Here is a 16956-nt window from a genome sequence, read left to right as displayed (position 1 = left end):
ATTGCAGTACAGTGGTAACTTATTGCCATAACAATAAAAATAATCAAACATAACCCATCATCTGTAATAAACGCTGTGCCTGTTGTACGGCTTCCTGGCGGTGAGCAACCCCCAGTTTTTGATATAAATTACGGATATGGGTTTTAATCGTAGTGGCTGCCACTTCCAGCTCACCGGCGATCTGTTCATTACTGTAGCCGGAGTAAATCAGCCCTAATACCTGCCATTCGCGCTGGGTTAGCGGGCTGGTACGGATCAGTTCTGGTACTTGCGGGTGAGTTAGCAGTTTATCGACAAATATCTCATCAAAATGGGCGAATTTATGCCGATGGTGCTGGTTAATATCCTTCAGTATTCGCTGAGCACGATGCTGTTCCAATTCCGGTAACGCGTTAAGTTGAATCAGTTGGCGCAACTGCTGTGCCATAGCTTCACCTTCAATCACGAAATGGCTGATAAAACCGGTGCGGTTAGCCAATGACAGTGATTCAATCAGCGCTTTCTGGGCCTCACTTTTACGTTCGGTTTGCCAATAAAGGATATTACTTAACAACAGATTACGGTTGAGGTCACTGGTTAAACGAAGGCGGCGGGCATTTTCGTTCAGTTCGTCCAATACCACTTCGGCTTCATTAAACCGCCCTAGCATGATCTGTATCCGCGCGATATTACGCCACTGCCCCTGTAAAAAGTGATTATCCGCCATCCCCGGTTTTTCTGCCTGGCGCAGCCAACTTGCAGCGGCGACTTTATCCCCGGTCATCTGCCAGTGAATAACCCGTGGCTTATCGGCATTGGTTATCCAGTCGAGATGATATTGGCTGCCGTGTTGCAGGGCCTCACAACGCTGAATATACATATTGGCGTTATCCAGATCACCACGCGCCAGTGAGCATTTTGCCAGCATCGCCAAACACTGCAATTGCTGTTGGGGTTGGTAATTGACCAGAATCTCAATGCCTTTGCGTGCCGCTTCTTCCGCTTCATCCAGCCGTGACCACGACCATAAAATTTGGGAGCGAATACGCAGCAGGAATTCATGCAACGGCAACTGCTCAAGATGTTGTTCATGAATTAAATCAAAGGCTTTATCTTGCGTTTCATAAGCGGCTTGCAAGAAACCTTGTGCAATCAGGATTTCGCTCTGTTGTAGCAATGCCCATAAGGCATAGTGATAGGCTTCGTGGCGACGTGCCATTTGCTCGGTTTGCTGCATCATGGGCAGCGCACGGCTTAGCTCCCCTTTACAATGATGAACTTCACCAGTTACGGAGGTTGCCACAATACGGCTATAAAAGTTCGCCATCGGCAGATATTTCAGCGCATCAGTTGCCAGTTTTTCGGCTTCATCTGGCTTACCATCATTGATAGCCACCTGAGCACGCAGGGCATCAAATTCAGCGCGTAAAATCTCATCAACAGGGATTTTGCGTTCTTGCATTGCCGATTCAGCGCGCTCGAGCAAGGTATTCACCTCACCATAACGGTGTTGGCTTTGCGCCAGCCAGGCTTGTAGCAGTGCCAGTTCTGGATTCTGCACCAATAAAGAGTAAGGCAGGGCGACTAGACATTGTTCCAGCAGCGCCAACTCACTGTGGTTAAACAGAGTCCAGGCATGTTGCAGCAAGATATCACGTAACATGCCAACATCACCTGCGGCCAATGCATGGTGGATTGCTTCAGCCGGGTAGCCCAACGCCATCCAACCTTCAGCGGCTGCGTGATGCAATTCCGGTAACTCCAACGCCAATTCCCACTGGCAGCGCTGGCGCAAGAAGGTGGCAAATAGCGGGTGGAAGCAGAACCATTCACCACTGTCATCCATACGATGAATAAATAACCCTTGGCGCTCCAACTCTTCCAGCCGTTGCTGACCGTTATCTTCCCCAGTCAGGCGCACAATCAGGGCATCATTCATGGAACGTAATACTGAGCAACGCAGCAGAAAAACGCGGGAATTGCTATCCACCTGATCTAATACTTCATCCACCAGATAGTCTGACAAATGGCTGGCATTTAACCCTGCCAGGCGTTTTGCCGATTTTTGCGCGGATGAGTTTGGCTGACGCGATGACAGTGCTATCAGTTGCAGCGCGGTAGCCCAGCCTTCAACTTCATCACACAAGCGGCTGCTATCACCTTGTTCCAGTGGCACTGACAGGCGGCAATCAAAAAATTGCTGTGCTTCCTGATGATTAAATGCCAGTTGCTGCATGCCTAATTCCAGCAACTGATCGCGCACCCGCAGGTTAGCAATTCCCAGCGGTGGCAAGGTGCGGGATAGCAGGATCAGCGTCATATTTTCCGGCTGGTGACGCAGAAAGAAGCGCACAGCTTCATGAACAGCGTCATTGGTAATCAGATGATAGTCATCGATGACCAGATAAAGCGGGCCGTCCCAATCGGACAACTCGATAAATAATTGAGCAAACAGCGCTGAAAGGCTGGCGTATTGATGCTTTTGGCTGAGCGCTTCACTTTTACTGCAATGGCCGCCAGTCGCCAACTGTACCGCAGCAATCAGATAAGAGGCGAAACGCTCTGGTTGATTGTCACTTTCATCCAGTGAATACCACCCGAGATTGGATTGGTCGGCAGCCCATTGGGCGATCAACGTGGTCTTACCATAACCGGCTGGGCAATTGATCAAAGTCAGGCGATAGTTTGCTACACCTGATAACTTAACCAATAGACGGTCGCGTATCACGGTATTTTGCAGCCGTACCGGGCGGCTCAGTTTTGAGGGGATCAGCATGCTGTGTCCGGTTTAACCAATATCCGGTGAGAAGACGTCCTGGCGAGTGATATGTCCATTTGTAATGAAATGTTACAGGCATTCATAAGAGTAATTATTTTTAGCCTCGTAATTAATCAGCACTGCTAAGGTCTGATAACGGCCATGTTATTGCAATAGAGTTAATGTTTCATATGGCTGTAAGTTGCACCGGATCACAATTTTAGCTACGCCCTGCGACTCATCCCCAGCTAATCCCCCGGCAGGATGATGCCCTTGTCAGTTCTCATTGGCAGGATAAGGGTAAAATTACCCCACTCACAGGATAGAGACCCCCTATGTCACAGCCTACGCTTAAAAAGGACGATTTCCTGGCCGCACTGACCCGCCAGTGGCAGCGCTTTGGCCTAACCTCCGCTCAGCAAATGACTCAACACCAATGGTGGGAAGCTGTCAGCGCGGCGTTAGCCGAACAATTGGCGGCTCAGCCTGCACCAGGTAAAACCCAAAAAGTCCAACGGCATGTTAACTACATTTCAATGGAGTTTTTGATTGGTCGTTTAACGGCAAACAACCTGATTAATCTGGGTTGGTATGACCAAGTGGAGGCGTTGCTGGCCGAGCAGCAAATTAACCTGTGTGATTTGCTGGAGCAGGAGACTGACCCTGCATTGGGTAATGGCGGTCTTGGGCGTTTGGCGGCCTGTTTCCTTGATTCGATGGCAACCGTTGAGCAACCCGCCACCGGTTATGGTCTGAATTATCAATATGGTCTGTTCCGTCAATCTTTCAGTGAATGTAAACAACAGGAAGCCCCGGACAACTGGCAGCGCGAGAGTTATCCGTGGTTTCGCCATAATGCGGCGTTGGCGGTTGATGTCGGCTTTGCTGGCAAGTTAGAAAAACTCGCTGATGGCCGCCAGGTGTGGCGTCCGGCCTTCACCTTGCGCGGTGAAGCTTGGGATTTACCGGTGCTGGGTTTTCGCAATGGTGTAACACAGCCGTTGCGCCTGTGGCAGGCTACTCATCAACATCCATTTGATTTAACTAATTTTAATGATGGGAAGTTCCTGCTGGCAGAACAAAATGGCGTTGAAGCAGAAAAACTGACCAAAGTATTGTATCCAAACGATAACCATCTGGCCGGCAAACGTCTGCGCCTGATGCAGCAATACTTCCAATGCGCCTGCTCGGTGGCGGATATTTTACGTAAGCATCATCTGGCTGGTCGTAAACTGGCTGAATTGCCTGACTATGAAGTTATTCAACTGAATGATACCCACCCGACTATCGCTATTCCTGAAATGCTGCGAGTACTGCTGGATGAGCATCAGCTAAGCTGGGATGCGGCGTGGGCGATCACCAGTAAAACCTTCGCCTATACCAACCACACGTTGATGCCTGAAGCACTTGAATGTTGGGATGAAAAATTGGTGCGTAGCTTGTTGCCACGCCATTTTGTCATCATCAAGCAGATCAATGCGCAGTTTAAAAAGGTGGTGGATAAGCAATGGCCTGGGGATGAAGCGGTGTGGGCCAAGCTGGCGGTTCATCATAATAAGCAAGTGAGAATGGCCAATCTGTGTGTGGTCAGCGGCTTTGCCGTCAACGGCGTAGCGCAACTGCATTCTGATCTGGTTATCAAAGACTTATTCCCTGAATACTATCAATTATGGCCAAATAAATTCCATAATGTTACTAATGGTATTACGCCGCGCCGTTGGTTGAAGCAATGTAATCCGGCATTATCTGGCCTGATTGATGAAACGCTGAAAGTGGAATGGGCGAATAATCTGGATGCATTAGCTGGGCTTGAGTCTTATGCCGAAGATAAGGCTTTTAGGGGCCGTTATCAGCAGATCAAATATGACAACAAAGTTAAGTTAGCTGAATACGTTAAGCGAACTATGGGGTTGGTGATTAATCCAGACGCCATCTTCGATGTGCAGATTAAGCGGTTGCATGAATATAAGCGTCAGCATTTGAATCTGTTACATATTCTGTCGCTCTACCGCCAGATCCGTGACAACCCGAATCTGGATATTGCGCCGCGGGTGTTCTTGTTTGGTGCCAAAGCTGCACCTGGTTATTATTTAGCTAAGAATATTATTTATGCGATCAATCAGGCCGCCGATAAGATCAACAATGATCCGATCGTCAAAGATCGCCTAAAAGTGGTCTTTATCCCCGATTATCGGGTTTCAGTCGCGGAATTGATGATTCCTGCGGCGGATGTATCGGAGCAGATTTCAACTGCCGGTAAAGAAGCCTCTGGTACTGGCAACATGAAACTGGCACTGAATGGTGCATTGACTGTGGGCACTCTCGATGGGGCTAACGTTGAGATTGCCGAGCAGGTGGGTGACGAGAATATCTTTATTTTCGGTAACACCGTGGAGCAGGTAAAAGCCATTTTGGCGAAAGGCTATAAGCCGCAGAAGTATCTTAAAGCTGACTCGCACCTGAAAAGCATTCTGGATGAGCTGGCCAGTGGTGCGTTCAGCCAAGGTGATAAGCACGCATTTGACATGATGTTGCATAGCCTGTTGGAAGGGGGTGACCCTTATCTGGTATTGGCTGATTTTGCCTCATACTGTCAGGCACAGAAGCAAATTGATGCCCTGTACCGCGATAAGGATGAATGGACCCGCCGTACCATTCTTAACACTGCCCGGGTAGGGATGTTCAGTTCTGACCGTTCAATTCGTGATTACCAATCACGGATTTGGCAAGCCAAACGTTAAGGAGAAGACTGCATGGATCGTAAATCGCTCGATCAAGCAGCGACACTGGCAGGGATAGCCGCCAGCTACATTAATGCTCATGGTAAGCCGCAGGCTATTTTGCCGGAAACCAAGCAGCAGTTGTTGGCGGCCATGGGGCGCACTCAGGTGCCTCAGGACACCTCGACAGAAAATACACCACTACCGGTGGTGAAAGTATTTACTTTTGGTAGCCCAATGCAGCTACCAATGGCGGGTTCAGGCGATTATCACTGGCAATTGCAGACAGAAAAAGGTGAGTTGCACCAGGGGCGTATCAGTGCAAAGAAGACGCTGACATTGCCATCTTCTCTGCCGCAGGGTTATCACCGTTTGATTCTCGAACAAGGGTTACAGCAGTGGCAGTGTTCAATTATTGTGGCACCGAAACGTTGCTATGAGCCAGATGCGTTGCTGGCAGGGAAAAAGTTGTGGGGCGCTTGTGTACAGCTCTATACCCTGCGTTCCGAACGCAACTGGGGGATTGGTGATTTTGGTGATCTCAGCCAAATGTTGGAACAGGTGGGCGAGCGTGGTGGTGCCTTTATCGGTTTGAATCCAATTCATGCGCTGTACCCGGCTAACCCACAGAGTGCTAGCCCCTATAGCCCCTCTTCAAGACGCTGGTTGAATGTGGTTTATATCGACGTGAACCGCGTGGATGAGTTTCAGCACAGTGAAGCGGCGCAGCTCTGGTGGCATCAACCAGCAACGCAACAGACGCTGGCTGAAATTCGGGCTAATGAGTGGGTTGATTATCCGCAAGTTATGCAACTGAAATTGATGGCGCTGCGTTTGGCCTTCCCGTTGTTTACTGCTCGTAAAATAAAAGATGCGCGGATGCAGGCGTTCCACCAGTTTGTGGAACAAGGCGGTCGTGGTCTGCATCAACAAGCAGCTTTTGATGCGCTACATGCTCATTTAAGTGCGCAAGACCCAATGATGTGGGGCTGGCCGGTGTGGCCAGAAAAATATCGTGATGGGCACAGCAGTGCTGTAGCTGATTTTTGCCGCGAATACGCGAGTGATGTGACCTTCTATCTATGGTTACAGTGGTTGGCCGCCACTCAGTTTGATAACTGTTTTCGCAACAGCCAGACACGAAAAATGCCGATTGGTTTGTACCGTGATTTAGCTGTTGGTGTGGCTGAAGGTGGCGCTGAAACCTGGTGTGACCGCGAGTTATATTGTCTGAAAGCTTCAGTAGGGGCTCCGCCTGATATTTTAGGGCCGCTGGGCCAGAACTGGGGGTTGCCACCAATGGACCCGCACGTCATGGTTGCGCGTGCCTACCAGCCTTTTATCGATTTGCTGCGCGCTAATATGACCAGTTGTGGTGCTCTGCGTATTGATCATGTGATGGCCTTATTGCGTCTGTGGTGGATTCCCTACGGGCAGACTGCCGCCCAGGGGGCTTATGTTAAATATCCGGTCGATGATCTATTGGCGATATTGGCGCTGGAAAGTCAGCGTCATCACTGCATGGTGATTGGCGAGGATTTAGGCACGGTACCGGTAGAAATTGTGGCTAAGCTGCGTGACAGCGGGGTGTATTCCTATAAGGTGCTCTATTTTGAGCATGACAGTGAGAATACCTTCCGTGCGCCACAATCTTATCCGGCACAGGCGATGGCCACCATTACGACCCATGACTTGCCGACCTTACGGGGCTATTGGCAAAGTGACGATCTGACGTTGGGGAATAAGCTGGGGTTATATCCAGACCAACAGATATTGAAGCAGCTTTATCTTGATCGGGAACGGGCCAAGCAAGGATTATTGGAAGGGTTACATCACTATGACTGTGTGCCAAAGAAGGTAGGCCATAAAGCGTCACTCCTCTCGATGAGCCCAGTCCTTAACCGGGGATTACAGCGTTATGTTGCTGACAGCGCCAGCGCATTACTGGGTTTGCAACCGGAAGATTGGTTAGATATGGCGACACCGGTAAACATCCCCGGAACCAGTGAGGAATATCCGAACTGGCGGCGTAAATTGACCTCGACCTTGGAAGAGATGTTTACTGACAGTCAGGTTAATCGTTTATTGAAGGATTTGGATAAGCGGCGCAAGAATGTGTCGGCGGGATGATAAGGGAGGGAATCTCTCAGTAGGCTGCCAATAAAGTGCTCGTGGCGGAGAGAACAGGCAGATCGTAAAGACGCCATCAATACGTCGATGTAGGCTCGTGCCGCGCCATCCCTGGCGCGGACGCTTTACTCTTCTACCTATCCTCGCCGCTCCAGATTGAGTCATCTGGTTTTGTCAGCATTAAGAACAATATTGTTCATTGGTGTTACAGCAAGGCAGCAAGCGAACAAATCCCGATGAGCTGACATCAGTCAGTGATTCGGGTGAGCGAGCGAAGCTAACACCGCTGTAGCACCAAGGACGCAGGACAATTAGTAATAGCAATGCTCAATTATTAGCCAAAGTTATTGGTGTTACAGCAAGGCAGCAAGCGAACACCGCTGTAGCACTAAGGACGCATGACAATTAGTAATAGCAATGCTCAATTATTAGCCAAAGTTATTAGCCAAAGTCATTGGTGTTACAGCAAGGCAGCCAGCGAACAAATCCCGATGAGCTGACATCAGTCAGTGATTCGGGTGAGAGAGCGAAGCTAACACCGCTGTAGCGCCAAGGACGCAGGATAATTAGTAATAGGAATGCTCGCCGCGCTGATGCTCGGTCAAATCCCTCACGCCTTTCAATTCTGGGAATTTCTGCAACAGCTCTTTTTCGATGCCTTCTTTCAATGTGACATCAACCATAGAGCACCCGTTACAGCCACCGCCGAATTGCAGGATAGCCAATGCATCTGGTGTGATCTCCATCAATGTTACACGGCCACCATGCCCGGCCAGTTGCGGGTTAATCTGCGATTGCAGAACATATTCAACCCGCTCCATCAATGGTGCAGTATCATCAACTTTACGCATTTTGGCATTAGGCGCTTTCAGGGTAAGTTGAGAGCCTAGTTGGTCAGTGACGAAATCGATTTCAGCGTCGTCCAAATAAGGCTTGCTCATTTCATCAACATAGGCAGATAACTGCTCAAATTTCAGTACAGTATCTGTTGCTTCGACCGCATCCGGTGGGCAGTAAGACACGCCGCATTCAGCGGTGGGTGTTCCGGGGTTGATAACAAATACCCGGATTTGGGTGCCTTCTTCTTGATTTGCCAACAGTTTGGCAAAATGAGATTGTGCTGCGTCTGTTATTGTGATCATGGCATCTGCTCAATAGTTGACTATTCTTGTCGGTTATAATACGCCCATTGCTAGGGTGACTACAAGGTTCGGCAGATACACCACACCTGTAATGAGGCAATCCCCTCGGACCAGAGTAGATCGGCAATCTCATTCAGTGTACTGCCCGTTGTTACGACATCATCCAGCAGAGCAATATGTTGGCCGCGAAGAGACTGTGTACAACGAAATATCCCCCGCATATTTTTACGTCGCGCGGTAGCTTTCAATCGCTGCTGCGGTGGTGTAGCCCGTACTCGCTGTAACGTCATATTACTGTAGTGGCAGCCAAGCCAGTGTGCCAATGGCCGTGCTAACAGGTCTGTTTGGTTATAGCCGCGCCGCCAACAGCGCCTGCGGTGTAAAGGCACACTAATGATTCTTTCTGGCCTGATAACCTTACCCTGACGGTAGGCATCAAGCCAGCGTAACAATAATAAACGGGCCAGTACCGGAGCCAACGGTGTGACGCCGTTAAATTTGAACTTTTTTATCAGCCCGTTCAAGGGCGGAATATAATCACTGACAAAGGTCATACTCGCCCAGCGGGGTGGTGCGTTAAGGCAGCGGCCACAAGGTAATGCCGGGTTAGTGCAGGGCAAGCCGCAGCGAGGGCAACAGGGCGGTAATTTAGGTAAATGCTGGTTGCAATAACAACAAATGCCATGCCTGGGATGATATAACCGCTGCCGGCATAGCCAACACTGGCTGACGATTGTTAGCATGTTTATCTTCCTTGATAAGTGATGTATGACGCGGCTAAGGCAACAGGATATTAACGTATGAAACAACTGTATTGGAACATCTGCGGTGAAGGTGATTGCGATCTTGTGCTGCTGCACGGATGGGGGCTGAACGCCGAAGTCTGGCATTGCATAATTGATAGACTCGCGCCGCATTTTCGTCTGCATTTGGTGGACCTCCCCGGTTATGGGCGCAGCAAAGATTTTGGTACGATGCCACTGTCTGATATGGCGGCAATTGTCTTACAACAAGCACCACCGCGCGCCTTGTGGCTCGGTTGGTCGATGGGCGGGCTGGTGGCCAGTCAGATAGCTTTGACTCAACCAGAGCGCGTGCGTGGGCTGATAACTGTCTCCTCCTCGCCATGTTTTACTGCGCATGATGAATGGCCGGGGATTCGGCCGGAAGTCTTGGCTGGTTTTCAGCAACAGTTAAGTGAGGATTTTCAGCGTACCGTTGAGCGTTTTCTGGCATTGCAAACTTTGGGGACGGAAAGTGCACGACAGGATGCCCGTTTATTGAAAGCGGTGGTGCTACAACACCAGATGCCAGAGGTGGAGGTGTTAATCGGCGGGCTAGACATTCTGCGTACTGCAGATTTACGACCCGCACTGGCCAAATGCACTCTACCTTTGTTGCGCATTTATGGTTATCTGGATGGGCTGGTGCCGCGCAAAGTGGCTTCGTTATTAGATAGTGCCTGGCCGCAGAGTCAATCGGTGGTGATGAAGGGAGCAGCTCATGCCCCTTTTGTTTCTCATCCTGATGATTTTTCAAAATTACTTATAGATTTTTCAGCACATGTTGACGCTAAAATCACACTGGAATAGCTAACTGCCACAGATTTAAGGCCTTAGCACATAGAGATGAATGGAATTTAATGCGTAATTTAATGGCTAAATATTAAATTTACTTAATAATTAAGAAGGTTCAAATTGGCGCATCCCCGCGCACTGGCATGGGGAGAGCCTTTTCTTTAGAGGTGTGGGCGGCCACTGCGCGTGGCGTCACATCAGCCAACTGTCTTTAATTAAATCAATATCATCTCTGTTTTTCTTACTGTTTTTATACGCATTAATCCTTCATTTGCGAGGTATTCGGTATGAATTTATTGAAAAATCTGGCTGTAGCTCTGGTCGTTACGGGGGTTTCTTTTGGCGCGATGGCGGCGAAAGAAATTACTAAAGAAGAAGCGAAGAATTACGAGAAGATTGGCACCATCACCACGTCGGGTCAGGCAACATCGCCGATGGATGTGAAAGAAGAGCTGTCGAAAATGGCGGATGAGAAAGGCGGTAAGTATTATGTGATCATCGCCGAGCGTGAAAAGAAGAAATTTGACGCTGATGCCGATGTTTATAAGTAATAAAAAGGCAGAGATGCCCATCGGGCATCTCTTTTTGTAACTTAATGATGATTTTTTATTTTATAAATCACAGTGTTACATTTATTTTTTCCTTCAGGGCAGCTCTTGCAACTGCCCGTCAGGCACCCACTATTATCTTGCTCAATGCGTTCAACCTTGCCCATTGCCGTCAGCCTTTCTAGCATGGCCTCAACCAGGGGTAAAGGTGTTGCCAATTGCTGGCTTAGTTGACTCGCTCCCACACTACCACTGAGCGCGATGGCATCGCGTAATTGGAGTAGGCTCGCCATCATGCCTCCTGTTGTAACAAAAGCGGTTTGTTAATGGCAATCATTGCTTGCACTCTGACAACAGCTCGCAGGTTTACTGTTTTGCAACCTGACAGTTACCCGGCTCCGCGCGCGGCGCAATCCAAACAAGATCAATGCATTAATCACCATAACCACCGCAATAATCATTAGGCTTTGTTGTGGGTGCTGGTGAAACGTAGCGGCTTGGTAGAACAGGGTTGCCAGTGAGTAGGCCACATTTAACCCCCACAATATTGAGAAGGTCATCCAGCCGCGGCTGGTTTCCCGAGCGATAGCCCCCATGACTGAGACGCAGGGCACATAGAGCAACACAAATATCAGGTAGCTATAGGCAGCAATACTGGAACCGAATTTACTGCTCATCATGCCCATCGAACCGGCTGCCATTTCACCATCACCTTTGCTGGCTTCAATGGGATTGGATAACACGCTAAGGCTAAAAGTATCTTTTAAGCCCTGCCAGGTAGTTTTAACCGCCCCGACCAATTCGCCCGGTAAGTTGAAGCTCTCGGCATCAAAGGGTTCATTCTTAATCTGCTCTGCGGTATAGAGAGTATTGAGTGTCCCTACCACCACTTCTTTTGCCATGGCGCCGGTCACTAACCCCACGGTTGCCTGCCAGTTATCGCCATGAACACCCATGGGTGCCAGCAGTGGCGTCAGCACTTTACTGACTGAGGCCAGTGCTGAGTCATTGATGCTATCTACCGGTTTGCCACTGAAAGAGAAGCTGTTCAGGCCGCCGATGAAGATACTGGCAATGACAATCACTTTCCCTGCGCGCAGGACAAAACCTTTTAACCGTTGCCAGGTTTGCAATAATAAACTCTTTAGATGGGGCACATGATAAACCGGCAGTTCCATCACAAAGGGTGAGGCTTCGCCACGCATAATGGTGTATTTCAGCACCAGCCCAGTGAGGATGGCGACCGCGATACCCAATAGATAAAGAGAGAAAACGATACTGGCCCCATCCTGACCGAAGAATGCCGCCGCGAAGACGGCAAAAATCGCCAGCCGTGCGCCACAGGACATAAAGGGTGCCATCATGATGGTTATCAGGCGTTCGCGTTGCGCATCCAGTGTTCGTGCACCCATGATCGAGGGCACATTACAGCCGAAACCGACAATCAGTGGTACGAAGGATTTACCCGGTAACCCCAGCGCCTGCATCAGCCGGTCCATAACAAATGCGGCTCGGGCCATATAACCGGAGTCTTCCAAAAAGGAGAGAAACAGGTACATCATGCCAATTTGTGGCACCAACGGCAGCACGGTATTAATCCCGCCCCCCACGCCTTGAGCGAGGAAGATGGTTAACCACTGTGGGAAATGCAGCGTATAACCCACCCATTGCAACCCCTGAATAAAGATAGCCGCAGAGCCGATATCAAATATGGGTTGCAACGCCCCACCGATATTGATGGCTAAGACAAACATTAAATACATGACAAACAGAAAGATCGGGACACCTAACCAGCGATTAAGGATCACTTTATCAAGCGCTTGTGTCAGGCGGTTCGGTTCCGCTTGCTGCGAGTTACCGACCACATCACAGATGCGGGCAATACTTTGATAGCGGGCATCGGCTATCACCAGCTCGGGATCTTCGTGTTGGCTTGCTCGCAGATTTTCACGCGCTAGCGCCACGATTGAGGGCGCTATGCCTGCACGTGCCAGGCTATAGATATCACCTTCCAATATTTGCAGTGCCAGCCAACGGCGCTGCTGTACCGGCCAGGACTCAGGCATGGCCTGTACCAACTTATCTACTTCACTGAGTAGCACTGGCGGGTAGTTAACCAAAGCCTTAAAGGGAATCGGCTGAAGTTCATCAATACTGCTTTTTAATTCATTGATACCCTGCCCGCGAGTGGAGACCAGCGGAATAACCGGGCAACCTAACTGCTGAGATAATGCCTTGATATCAATATCGATATGTTGGCTTTTGGCAATATCCAACATATTGAGCGCCACAATACAGGGAATACCCAATTCAACCAGTTGCAGTGTCAGGTAGAGATTGCGCTCCAGATTCACCGCATCAATGACATTAATCAGCAGGTCAGCTTCACCACTTAGAATGTAGTGACAAGCAATTTGCTCATCCAGCGAGGTTTGCTCAGAAATGGTGGTCAGGGAGTAGGTTCCCGGCAGGTCAACCAATGTCACTTGATGTTGCGCGGTAGTGAAATGGCCTTCTTTGCGCTCCACCGTAACCCCGGCCCAGTTCCCCACCCGTTGGCGGGCACCGGTTAACTGGTTAAAAAGGGTGGTTTTACCTGCATTGGGATTGCCGATCAGGCCGATTGTGAGTGCTTTCATGATCCAACGTGATATTAGTAAATTAAAATCAGACTACGCAGGGGGGCTTTGACACGCAGCCCGGCAGCCAAAATAGGATGTTGACCCGCAATATTAGGGTTGCAAGTCCAGCGTAAGCAGATCTAAGTCTTTTTTCCGTAGCACCAGACTGACGCGGCGGGTCTCTATCTGAATGGGGTCACCTAATGGCGCGAGGCGGACAACATTAAACGAAGAGCCGGGCAGCATACCCAGTGACAATAATTTCTGCCGGTAAGCCGGGCTGATTTCAGGCGAGAAACCAACAATTTTATAGGAACGCTGCGGGATAAGATGCATAGGTGCCTCTTGTTATTACGTTATTGGCGTACCAAAATTCAGAGTGATACGACTCTAAAAGGTAATAGATAAAATAATAATAGTAAGAATCGTTTTCATATTCAACTAAGGTGAAATACTCAAAGGTAAGTATTCGTTACTATTTCATTTTTATATACCCGTCATACTTCCATCTGCCTGTGTGTTGGCTACGCTCACTAACCCGAATCACTTACTCATGTAAGCTTATCGGGATTATCTCGCTTGCCGCCTTCCTGCAACTCGAATTATTTAGGGTATAATTAATGAGTCTGATTTTTATTTATGCTTGTTTTACCATCAAATTAACATAATCGCAAATGAAAATAATGAGTTAAATCAGTTAACTGAATGTTTCCATTATGCCCTGTTAGGGCAGTTAAATACCGATTGTTAACATAATTAATTCACTCACATTTTAATAAAATAACATTCGGATTTTAATTAACTCACAGAATGTCTTCATAATTATTTATAAATTAGAGTGAATAATTGACGAAATTAACCCTCATGTTAAATAGATTGTTAAATTAACGCCGATTTAATCATGATGTAAACGTCATTTCGCAGCAGAAAAGAATCGCGTGCTAATTAATTTAAAAGATAAATCTTCAGCTTTATAGAAGAAAAGGATATGAGAGGAAATATTAAAGATGTCGCGATAATTTGAAACAAAAACGTAAATGAAAAAAGGGCCACCAACGTGGCCCTGAGTAGAGATATCAGCGTTTTTTAAATGCCGCCGCCAGTGCATCACTCATGGCGCTGTTGCTACCAGAATTACTGTCTGCCCGGCCCTTGGCTGCTGGGCGACTGTTCGCATCATTGCTGTTACGAGGCTGGCTGGCACCACGATTGTCATTACGACCATTGGCGCTGCTATTCGCACTATTAGCGCCATTGTTACCACGACGCGAGCCGCCTTCACCAGGCTGTTCATCAAGGCGCATGGTCAGGGCAATGCGCTTGCGTTGCAAATCCACTTCCATGACTTTCACTTTGACGATATCCCCGGCTTTCACCACCTTATGTGGGTCATCGACAAACTTATCCGCCAGTGATGAAATATGTACCAAACCATCCTGATGAACACCAATATCAACAAAGGCACCAAAGTTGGTCACGTTAGTGACCGAGCCTTCGAGGATCATGCCCGGAGTCAGGTCATTGAGCGTCTCTACACCTTCAGCGAAGGTTGCGGTTTTGAACTCAGGGCGTGGGTCACGGCCTGGCTTTTCTAACTCGCGTAGAATATCGGTGACCGTCGGGACACCAAATTGCTCGGTGGTGAAATCACGCGCATTAAGATTACGCAGCGCGGTAGCATTACCCATTAGGTCCTGCAATGCCTGTTCAGTTGCAGCCAAAATGTGCTCAACAATCGGGTAGGCTTCTGGATGCACGGTTGATGCGTCCAGCGGGTTATTGCCATGATTGATACGCAGGAAGCCGGCACACTGCTCGAAGGCTTTCGGCCCGAGGCGGCTGACTTTGAGCAATTGCTCACGGTTATGGAAGCGGCCATTCTCATCACGCCAGCTAACAATGTTTTGCGCCATCATGCGGGTTAAACCCGCAACCCGGGTCAGTAACGGCACCGACGCGGTGTTTAAATCCACACCCACGGCGTTTACGCAGTCTTCCACTACCGCATCCAGCTTTTTCGCCAGTTGGCTTTGGCTAACATCATGTTGATACTGGCCGACCCCGATAGATTTCGGGTCAATTTTTACCAGTTCAGCCAGTGGATCTTGTAACCGCCGGGCAATAGACACTGCACCACGGATGGAGACATCCAGATCTGGGAACTCCAGCGCCGCCAACTCCGAGGCGGAGTAAACCGAGGCTCCAGCTTCGCTGACAATCACTTTTTGCGCGGTGACTGCCGGATACTGTTGCTGTAGCTCGACAAAGAAACGCTCGGTTTCCCGCGATGCCGTACCATTCCCGATAGCCACCAGTTCAACCTGATGCTTGATGCATAGGGCGGCCACCACGGCGGCGGCTTTAGCAGCCTGCCCGGTATGAGGGTAGATGGTATCAAAGGCAACCAGCTTGCCGGTAGCGTCCACTATCGCCACTTTCACCCCAGTCCGCAGGCCCGGATCAAGGCCCATGGTGGCGCGCATGCCGGCAGGGGCTGCCATCAACAGATCTTGCATGTTACGGGCGAATACGTTGATTGCTTCATCTTCGGCTCGTTCGCGCAGGGTACTCATCAGCTCGGTTTCCAGATGCATCAGCACTTTGATACGCCAGGTCCAGTTGACCACCGCTTTGCGCCAACCGTCTGCTGGCGCATTATTCAGCCGCAGGTCGAGATGGTTAATAATTATCTGCTCGCCCTGACTTTCGCGCGGCGGTTCGTCAAACTGCGGATCCGGATTTAGCGCCAGTTGCAGCACACCTTCATTACGTCCACGGAACATTGCCAGTGCGCGGTGAGAAGGGACTTGGGCGATAGGTTCGTGGCTGTCAAAGTAATCGCGGAATTTAGCGCCTTCCTGCTCTTTGCCTTCCACCACTTTTGCTACCAAATGGGCATTTTTCCACAAATACTGGCGCACTTTCGCCAGTAGGGTTGCATCTTCTGCAAAGCGCTCCATCAGGATATAGCGTGCACCATCCAGTGCCGCTTTCGTATCTGCAACACCTTTATCGGCATCAACATAAGCGAGAGCAACCTGTTCTGGCTCTTGCTGTGGGTCATGCCATAAACTGTCCGCCAATGGTTCCAGACCGGCTTCAATCGCAATCTGACCACGGGTGCGGCGCTTCGGTTTATAAGGGAGATATAAATCTTCAAGCTCAGTTTTACTCATGGTGCCATTGATGGCACCGGCCAACTGCTCAGTGAGCTTGCCCCTTTCTTCAATTGATTTAAGAATGGTTTGGCGGCGCTCTTCGAGTTCACGCAGATAGCCCAAACGACTTTCCAACTGGCGCAACTGGGTATCATCCAACCCGCCGGTAACTTCCTTACGATACCGCGAAATAAACGGCACGGTATTACCTTCATCAAGCAGGCGGATAGCAGAGATAACTTGCTCCGGCCGCGCCTGTAGTTCGCTTGCAATAATGCTGCTCAGTTGTTCATTCATAAGTCTGATGTCAAGTCTGATAGTGA

At 49.3% G+C, this 16956-nt stretch carries 11 protein-coding genes; 4 read left to right on the top strand and 7 right to left on the bottom strand.

All coding sequences use genetic code 11. The features are described from left to right. Nucleotides 1-43 precede the first annotated feature (43 nt). Nucleotides 44-2755, bottom strand: coding sequence for an HTH-type transcriptional regulator MalT (gene malT, locus V2A84_RS18135; RefSeq protein WP_083161255.1), 2712 nt, complete (start codon nucleotides 2753-2755; stop codon nucleotides 44-46). 317 nt (nucleotides 2756-3072) lie between these two features. On the opposite strand from malT, the gene malP reads away from it, so the two are divergent. Next, nucleotides 3073-5478: a maltodextrin phosphorylase gene (gene malP / locus V2A84_RS18130; protein ID WP_372568488.1), complete on the top strand. Its 2406-nt coding sequence runs from the start codon at nucleotides 3073-3075 to the stop codon at nucleotides 5476-5478. Nucleotides 5479-5490: 12 nt separating this feature from the next. Then, nucleotides 5491-7587: a 4-alpha-glucanotransferase gene (gene malQ, locus V2A84_RS18125; protein ID WP_442849001.1), complete on the top strand. Its 2097-nt coding sequence runs from the start codon at nucleotides 5491-5493 to the stop codon at nucleotides 7585-7587. 566 nt (nucleotides 7588-8153) lie between these two features. Here malQ and nfuA read toward each other — a convergent pair. Both nfuA and gntX read right to left on the bottom strand, forming a co-directional pair. Further along, nucleotides 8154-8729 (bottom strand): Fe-S biogenesis protein NfuA, encoded by a 576-nt coding sequence (nfuA, locus tag V2A84_RS18120; protein ID WP_083161247.1) that lies wholly within the window; start codon nucleotides 8727-8729, stop codon nucleotides 8154-8156. A 59-nt stretch (nucleotides 8730-8788) separates the two neighbouring features. Further along, a complete protein-coding gene (gene gntX / locus V2A84_RS18115) occupies nucleotides 8789-9472 on the bottom strand; it encodes a DNA utilization protein GntX (protein WP_083161245.1) in 684 nt (227 codons plus the stop codon). Between the two features lie 57 nt (nucleotides 9473-9529). On the opposite strand from gntX, the gene bioH reads away from it, so the two are divergent. After that, nucleotides 9530-10321: a pimeloyl-ACP methyl ester esterase BioH gene (gene bioH / locus V2A84_RS18110; RefSeq protein WP_083161243.1), complete on the top strand. Its 792-nt coding sequence runs from the start codon at nucleotides 9530-9532 to the stop codon at nucleotides 10319-10321. Between the two features lie 272 nt (nucleotides 10322-10593). Beyond that, nucleotides 10594-10857: a YdgH/BhsA/McbA-like domain containing protein gene (locus V2A84_RS18105; protein WP_083161242.1), complete on the top strand. Its 264-nt coding sequence runs from the start codon at nucleotides 10594-10596 to the stop codon at nucleotides 10855-10857. Between the two features lie 41 nt (nucleotides 10858-10898). On the opposite strand, the gene V2A84_RS18100 is transcribed toward V2A84_RS18105, so the two are convergent. From V2A84_RS18100 to V2A84_RS18085, 4 genes are all read right to left on the bottom strand, one after another. Further along, the gene (locus V2A84_RS18100) at nucleotides 10899-11147 is read right to left on the bottom strand and encodes a FeoC-like transcriptional regulator (protein ID WP_083161241.1); all 249 of its coding nucleotides are present in this window, start codon (nucleotides 11145-11147) and stop codon (nucleotides 10899-10901) included. Between the two features lie 30 nt (nucleotides 11148-11177). After that, nucleotides 11178-13493, bottom strand: coding sequence for a Fe(2+) transporter permease subunit FeoB (gene feoB, locus V2A84_RS18095; RefSeq protein WP_083161240.1), 2316 nt, complete (start codon nucleotides 13491-13493; stop codon nucleotides 11178-11180). 93 nt (nucleotides 13494-13586) lie between these two features. Continuing rightward, nucleotides 13587-13811, bottom strand: a complete 225-nt coding sequence (feoA, locus tag V2A84_RS18090) for a ferrous iron transporter A (protein WP_005186094.1) — start codon at nucleotides 13809-13811, stop codon at nucleotides 13587-13589. A 740-nt stretch (nucleotides 13812-14551) separates the two neighbouring features. Next, nucleotides 14552-16930, bottom strand: a complete 2379-nt coding sequence (locus tag V2A84_RS18085; protein ID WP_083161239.1) for a Tex family protein — start codon at nucleotides 16928-16930, stop codon at nucleotides 14552-14554. Nucleotides 16931-16956 lie beyond the last annotated feature (26 nt).

This window comes from Yersinia sp. 2553 StPb PI (genome assembly GCF_052217105.1).
GTDB classification, from domain to species: domain Bacteria; phylum Pseudomonadota; class Gammaproteobacteria; order Enterobacterales; family Enterobacteriaceae; genus Yersinia; species Yersinia enterocolitica_E.
This window is presented reverse-complemented; position numbering and strand designations above follow the sequence as displayed.

Excerpts from the sequence above, each read along its gene's own strand:
- feoB (WP_083161240.1), bottom strand. The coding sequence starts at position 13,493 with ATGAAAGCACTCACAATCGGCCTGATCGGCAATCCCAATGCAGGTAAA.
- nfuA (WP_083161247.1), bottom strand. The coding sequence starts at position 8,729 with ATGATCACAATAACAGACGCAGCACAATCTCATTTTGCCAAACTGTTG.
- feoA (WP_005186094.1), bottom strand. The coding sequence starts at position 13,811 with ATGCATCTTATCCCGCAGCGTTCCTATAAAATTGTTGGTTTCTCGCCT.
- malP (WP_372568488.1), top strand. The coding sequence starts at position 3,073 with ATGTCACAGCCTACGCTTAAAAAGGACGATTTCCTGGCCGCACTGACC.
- V2A84_RS18085 (WP_083161239.1), bottom strand. The coding sequence starts at position 16,930 with ATGAATGAACAACTGAGCAGCATTATTGCAAGCGAACTACAGGCGCGG.
- gntX (WP_083161245.1), bottom strand. The coding sequence starts at position 9,472 with ATGCTAACAATCGTCAGCCAGTGTTGGCTATGCCGGCAGCGGTTATAT.
- malT (WP_083161255.1), bottom strand. The coding sequence starts at position 2,755 with ATGCTGATCCCCTCAAAACTGAGCCGCCCGGTACGGCTGCAAAATACC.
- V2A84_RS18100 (WP_083161241.1), bottom strand. The coding sequence starts at position 11,147 with ATGGCGAGCCTACTCCAATTACGCGATGCCATCGCGCTCAGTGGTAGT.
- bioH (WP_083161243.1), top strand. The coding sequence starts at position 9,530 with ATGAAACAACTGTATTGGAACATCTGCGGTGAAGGTGATTGCGATCTT.
- malQ (WP_442849001.1), top strand. The coding sequence starts at position 5,491 with ATGGATCGTAAATCGCTCGATCAAGCAGCGACACTGGCAGGGATAGCC.
- V2A84_RS18105 (WP_083161242.1), top strand. The coding sequence starts at position 10,594 with ATGAATTTATTGAAAAATCTGGCTGTAGCTCTGGTCGTTACGGGGGTT.